This window comes from Nocardia wallacei, from assembly GCF_029869545.1.
Lineage (GTDB): Bacteria > Actinomycetota > Actinomycetes > Mycobacteriales > Mycobacteriaceae > Nocardia > Nocardia wallacei_A.
On sequence record NZ_JARWQD010000053.1, the window covers coordinates 1 to 4,915 of the forward strand.

Below are 4,915 nucleotides of genomic sequence, written 5' to 3' on the forward strand. Positions count from 1 at the left end.
CAGATGCGGATGCCGCTCCACCCAGCCCGCCCGCGCCCGGCCGCGGCGCGGGGGCGGGCGGCGCGCGGCGCCCCCCCCCCCGGGGGGCCCCCCCACCGACCTATCCGCGCGCGGCCTTCAGGAGATCGTCGCGGGTGGTGAACTTGACCCGCGGCCGCCCGCCGGACTTGCCGGCGCTGCGCTCCGCGGTGTCGATGGCCTTCCAGCCCTCGCGATCCACCAGATCGGGCTGACGCTGCGCGAGCAGGGCCTTCAGCGCGGCCCGATCGCCCTGCGGCGCCGCCAGTTTGCCCGCGGTGAAATCGTCGATCAGCTGCTCGACGGTCTCCTGGGCATCGACCCGGTTGGAGCCGATGACGCCGCGCGGGCCACGCTTGATCCACCCCGAGACGTAGACGCCCGGCAGGTGCGCGCCCTCGGCCACGACCCGTCCGTGCTCGTTCGGCACGGTGCCCGAGCGATCGTCGAACGGCAGCTCCGCCACCGGTTCCCCGCGGTAACCGATGGACCGCAGCACCAGCGAGGCGGACAGCGTCTCGGTGCGATCGGTGGCGCGGGCGATCAGGCGGCCGTCCTCGGAAACCAATTCGTTGTGCGCGAATTCGACGCCCTCGGCCAGGTCGGCGCCGGTGACGGCGGTCGGCGAGGCCAGATAGCGGAACACGATGCGCTTGTTCGCCGGATCTGGCGTCTTGGCCGCGTACTCCTGCGCCAGCTGATATTTCAGCTGCAGCGAGGGTTCGACCTCCGGATCGTCCAGCAGCGCACGGCTTTCCGGATCCAGCTCCAGCTCGGCCGGGTCGATGATCACATCGATGCCCTTCAGATAGCCCAGCGCGAGGAATTCCGGCGAGGTGTAGGCCGCCTGCAGCGGGCCCCGGCGCCCCAGCACCACGACCTCGCGGATATTGCTGGCGCGCAACGCGTCCAGGGCGTAGTCGGCGATATCGGTCTTGGCCAGCTCGTCCGGATCCAGGGTCAGCACCCGCGCCACGTCGAGCGCCACATTGCCGTTGCCGACGATGACCGCGCGCTCGCCGGACAGGTCGAAGGTGCGGTGCGCGTAGTCGGGATGGCCGTTGTACCAGGCCACGAACTCGGTGGCGGAATGGCTGCCGGGCAGATCCTCGCCTGGCACGCCCAGCTTGCGGTCGGTGGACGCGCCGACCGCGTAGATCACCGCGTGGTGGTGCGACAGCAGTTCCTCGTGCGAGATGTGGTTGCCCACCTCGACATTGAGGTGGTACTGCAGCGTCTCGCGGCGGAAGGCGCTCTCGAACATGCCCGACACGGTCTTGGTGCCGGGATGGTCCGGCGCCACCCCCGCGCGAACCAGGCCCCAGGGCGTGGGCAGCCGGTCGAACATCTCCACCTCGACATCCGCGCGGCGCAGCAGCTCGTCGGCCGCGTAACAGGCCGCGGGGCCCGCGCCGACGATCGCGACGCGCAGCGTGCCCAGCTCCTTCGGCGGGCGCGAGGGTGTCACCAGCGGATCGAAATTCGACTCCAGCGGGTGCCGCTCGAAGTAGGTGGCATTGATATCGCGGAACCGTGCCAGGGTGGCGGTCAGATCGTCCTCGGAGAAGATGGCCTCCACCGGACAGGCATCCACGCAGGCGCCGCAGTCGATGCAGGTGTCGGGGTCGATGTAGAGCTGCTCGGTCGTCGCGAACTCGGGTTGCTCCGGAGTGGGACGAATGCAATCGACCGGGCACTCGGGTACGCAGCTGGCGTCGTTGCAACAACGCTGCGTGATCACATAGGCCATATCTCGCAGATCCTCGAAAACATCATCGGCTGTACTCCGCCCCTGGGTTGGGGCGGGCATGCGTCACGGCTGTTGGCGGTCGGCCAGATTGTGACGCCACCATCAGTGTGCCTCGAGAGTGAGCTGCCTCTCCGCTCAGGATGGTGTCGTGCGACACACAGCTACGGTAGGCCTATGGTCCGGACCCTGATCCTGATGCGGCACGGCAAGTCCAGCTACCCGCCGGGTGTGATCGATCACGAGCGGCCGCTGGCGCCGCGCGGGCGTCGCGAGGCCGCCCTCGCCGGCGACTGGCTGCGCAGGACCCAGCCGCCGATCGACGCGGTGCGCTGCTCGGATGCGGTGCGCACCCGCGAGACGCTGGCGGCCACCGGGATCACCGCCCCGGTGGTGTTCGAGCCGTCGATCTACGACGCGTCGCCGCGCACGCTGATCGAGCTCGTGCAGCTCACCGACGACGAGCTACAGACGGTGCTACTGATCGGGCACGCGCCCGGAATGCCGTGGACGGCCTGGGAATTGGCCGCCAACCGCGACTCCGAACCGGCCGCCGAACTCAGCCGGAAGTTCCCCACCTCGGCGCTGGCCGTGCTGGAGTTCGACCGGCCCTGGGCGGACGCCGATCCGGGAACCGGGGACCTGGTGCGATTCCACGTGCCCCGCTGACCACCGTCAGCGGACCAGCTTGCCCCGCACCACCACGACCGCGCCGAACAGGACGAGCACCAGCAGCGCCACGAACCAGTTCGTCAGCGCCCAGACGACGCCGAGCACGATGAGCACCGGCACCGCCGCGATCGCGGCGATCACCGGATTTTCCTTGACCGTCTCCAGGGCCGAGCGGGCCCTGAGCCGGTCGATCTCTTTGGCCATGGCTCCCAGAGTAGGCCGATTCGCCCCGTTTCGCGGTTTCTGTCGGTGCTGGGTGGGAGGCTTCTCGCATGGATTGGAAAATCGAGCTCGTCGCACTACCCGTCACCGACGTGGACCGCGCCAAGGACTTCTACACCAAGATCGGTTTCAACGCCGATCACGACGCCAGCCCCACCGAGGACATCCGCTTCGTGCAGCTCACGCCGCCCGGATCCGGGTGTTCGATCTGCATCGGCAAGAACATCACCCAGGCGGCGCCCGGCAGCGTCGAGGGCATGCAGATGGTGGTCGCCAGCGCCGAGGATGCCTATCGGCAGCTCGTCGCCGCCGGAGTGGAGGCCACGCCGGTCAAGGACGAGGGCTGGGGCCTGTTCACCTACTTCGCCGACCCCGACGGCAACAAGTGGGCGGTGCAGGAGCTGCCGGAGCGGTTCTGAGCTCACAAGTTCCGCTTGCTTGGAGTGCACTCCAGGTCGGTACCTTCTAAGGGGGGACGACAGGAGGCGAACCGATGGGTGTTCTCGCGCAACCGGACATCGACGAGACCGAGTACGAGCGGCCGCGGTATTCGATCGGCGAGGCGGCCGAGCGGTCCGGGCTGAGCAGGGACACGCTGCGCTGGTACGAGCGGATCGGCCTGATGGACTACGTCGGCCGCGACTCCGGCGGTAAGCGCCGATTCAGCGACCGCGACCTGGCCTGGCTGCATCTGATCAGCTGCCTGCGGCTGACCGGCATGTCGGTCGCCGACATGCTGCACTACGCCGAACTGGTGCGGGCCGGCGACGCGACCACGCCGCAGCGGCTGCAGATGTTCCGCAAGACCCGGGCCGAGGTCCTGGACCGCATCGACGAACTGCAGCAGACCCTGTCGGTCCTGGACCGCAAGATCACGATGTACGAGGACCGGACCGCGGCCCTGATCGCGCCCACTGTGCCGTAGCCGAAACACGCTCCCGACCGGGCCGTGACCGGGCATACAGCGGGCGCGGGCCGTGCACACCACGGTTACGATGCCTTCGATATGCAATCTCCCGCCGCCGATGCCCGCATCTGGATCGATAAGCAGAATCCCGAACCCTTTCACGCGCTCAACAGCGTGGCCCTGGCGGTGCGCACCGCCGGCGCCGCGGCCGGACTGGAGCGCAGGCTCATCGAACTGGTCAACGTCCGTGTCTCCCAGCTCAACGGCTGCCCGTTCTGCCTGAACCTGCACACCCGCTCGGCACTGGAGTCCGGAGCCACCCGGCAGCAACTCGACCTGCTGTCCGCGTGGCGGCGCACCGACCTGTTCACCGCGCTGGAACGTGCCGCGCTGACACTGGCCGAACTCACCACCACGCTGCCCGATGAGCAGACGATGGAGCGTGAGTATGCTCTTGCGCGGCAACACATGTCGGACGACCAGGTGTCCGTCGTCATCTGGGCCGCGACGACGATGGGCGCGTTCAACCGCGTATCGATCCTGAGCAGGCATCCGGTGCGGGCGCGGAAGGAGAACTGAGGCACATGACCGAGCAGGCGCTGACCACCGCGGTCGTCCGCAACGAAGCACAGCACCGCTACGAGGTGTGGTACGGCGACAAGCTGGCCGGTTTCGCCGAATACCGGGAACGCGACAACGATACGACGTTCATCCACACCGAGGTCGACAGCGAATTCGGCGGCAAGGGCCTGGGCGGCACCCTGGCCCGCGAAGCGATCACCGACGTCATCGCCCGCGACCGCGCCATCGTGCCGAAGTGCCCGTTCGTCAAGAGCTGGCTGGACAAGCATCCGGAGTACGATGCGCACGTGGTCGGCAAGGGCATTCAGCGGTGAGTACTCGGTCGTGAGTGACCTCGAGGCTCATCCCGGCGAGGCACTGTGCGAGGCATCGCCCGCACCGGGTCCGCGCGCCGACATCCATCCCGCGCGGGTGGTCCCGCTGGGCGGCGTGCGCGGGGTCACCGTGGAGCGCGTGCTGCCGCAGCGCGACCTGCCGACGGTCGGGGCCTGGTGCTTCCTGGACCACTTCGGCTCCCCCGCCACGAGCGCGGAACTGCCCCCGGATATCGACCCGCATCCGCACATCGGGCTGCAGACGGTCACCTGGCCGTTCGAGGGCCGGATCCGGCATCGCGACAGCCTCGGCTCCGACGTGCTGATCGAACCCGGCCAGCTGAACCTGATGACGTCGGGGCGCGGCATCGCGCATTCGGAGTACAGCGGGGCCCCGGCCGCCCCCCGCGCCGGCCGGCGCCTGGGGGGGGGGAGGGAGGGCCGCAGCAGCGC

The 4,915-nt window shown here is 69.1% G+C and carries 8 protein-coding genes; 6 read left to right on the forward strand and 2 right to left on the reverse strand.

The genetic code is table 11. The features are described 5' to 3' along the window. Positions 1–100: 100 nt before the first annotated feature. On the reverse strand, positions 101–1,768 hold the full coding sequence (locus tag QH290_RS02650; RefSeq protein WP_280267054.1) for an FAD-dependent oxidoreductase: 1,668 nt from the start codon (positions 1,766–1,768) through the stop codon (positions 101–103). Positions 1,769–1,942: 174 nt separating this feature from the next. Between QH290_RS02650 and QH290_RS02655 the strand changes: the two genes are divergently transcribed. Further along, positions 1,943–2,434, forward strand: a complete 492-nt coding sequence (locus QH290_RS02655) for a SixA phosphatase family protein (RefSeq protein WP_280381859.1) — start codon at positions 1,943–1,945, stop codon at positions 2,432–2,434. Between the two features lie 6 nt (positions 2,435–2,440). Here the strand turns inward: QH290_RS02655 and QH290_RS02660 are convergent, their stop codons facing one another. Next, positions 2,441–2,641 (reverse strand): hypothetical protein, encoded by a 201-nt coding sequence (locus tag QH290_RS02660; RefSeq protein WP_068015244.1) that lies wholly within the window; start codon positions 2,639–2,641, stop codon positions 2,441–2,443. A 68-nt stretch (positions 2,642–2,709) separates the two neighbouring features. Here QH290_RS02660 and QH290_RS02665 point away from each other — a divergent pair, with 68 nt between their 5' ends. The 5 genes from QH290_RS02665 to QH290_RS02685 all read left to right on the forward strand — a co-directional run. Beyond that, positions 2,710–3,078, forward strand: a complete 369-nt coding sequence (locus QH290_RS02665; RefSeq protein WP_280267056.1) for a VOC family protein — start codon at positions 2,710–2,712, stop codon at positions 3,076–3,078. A 74-nt stretch (positions 3,079–3,152) separates the two neighbouring features. Continuing rightward, a complete protein-coding gene (locus QH290_RS02670) occupies positions 3,153–3,584 on the forward strand; it encodes a MerR family transcriptional regulator (protein WP_280267057.1) in 432 nt (143 codons plus the stop codon). Positions 3,585–3,665: 81 nt separating this feature from the next. Further along, positions 3,666–4,145, forward strand: a complete 480-nt coding sequence (locus QH290_RS02675) for a carboxymuconolactone decarboxylase family protein (RefSeq protein ID WP_280267058.1) — start codon at positions 3,666–3,668, stop codon at positions 4,143–4,145. 5 nt (positions 4,146–4,150) lie between these two features. After that, positions 4,151–4,462: a GNAT family N-acetyltransferase gene (locus QH290_RS02680; protein ID WP_280267059.1), complete on the forward strand. Its 312-nt coding sequence runs from the start codon at positions 4,151–4,153 to the stop codon at positions 4,460–4,462. A 10-nt stretch (positions 4,463–4,472) separates the two neighbouring features. Beyond that, positions 4,473–4,915: pirin family protein (locus tag QH290_RS02685; protein ID WP_280381860.1), on the forward strand; the 443-nt coding region annotated here is incomplete at its 3' end.

Coding starts and splice junctions, on each gene's coding strand:
- QH290_RS02650 (WP_280267054.1), bottom strand. CDS start 1,768: ATGGCCTATGTGATCACGCAGCGTTGTTGCAACGACGCCAGCTGCGTA.
- QH290_RS02655 (WP_280381859.1), top strand. CDS start 1,943: ATGGTCCGGACCCTGATCCTGATGCGGCACGGCAAGTCCAGCTACCCG.
- QH290_RS02660 (WP_068015244.1), bottom strand. CDS start 2,641: ATGGCCAAAGAGATCGACCGGCTCAGGGCCCGCTCGGCCCTGGAGACG.
- QH290_RS02665 (WP_280267056.1), top strand. CDS start 2,710: ATGGATTGGAAAATCGAGCTCGTCGCACTACCCGTCACCGACGTGGAC.
- QH290_RS02670 (WP_280267057.1), top strand. CDS start 3,153: ATGGGTGTTCTCGCGCAACCGGACATCGACGAGACCGAGTACGAGCGG.
- QH290_RS02675 (WP_280267058.1), top strand. CDS start 3,666: ATGCAATCTCCCGCCGCCGATGCCCGCATCTGGATCGATAAGCAGAAT.
- QH290_RS02680 (WP_280267059.1), top strand. CDS start 4,151: ATGACCGAGCAGGCGCTGACCACCGCGGTCGTCCGCAACGAAGCACAG.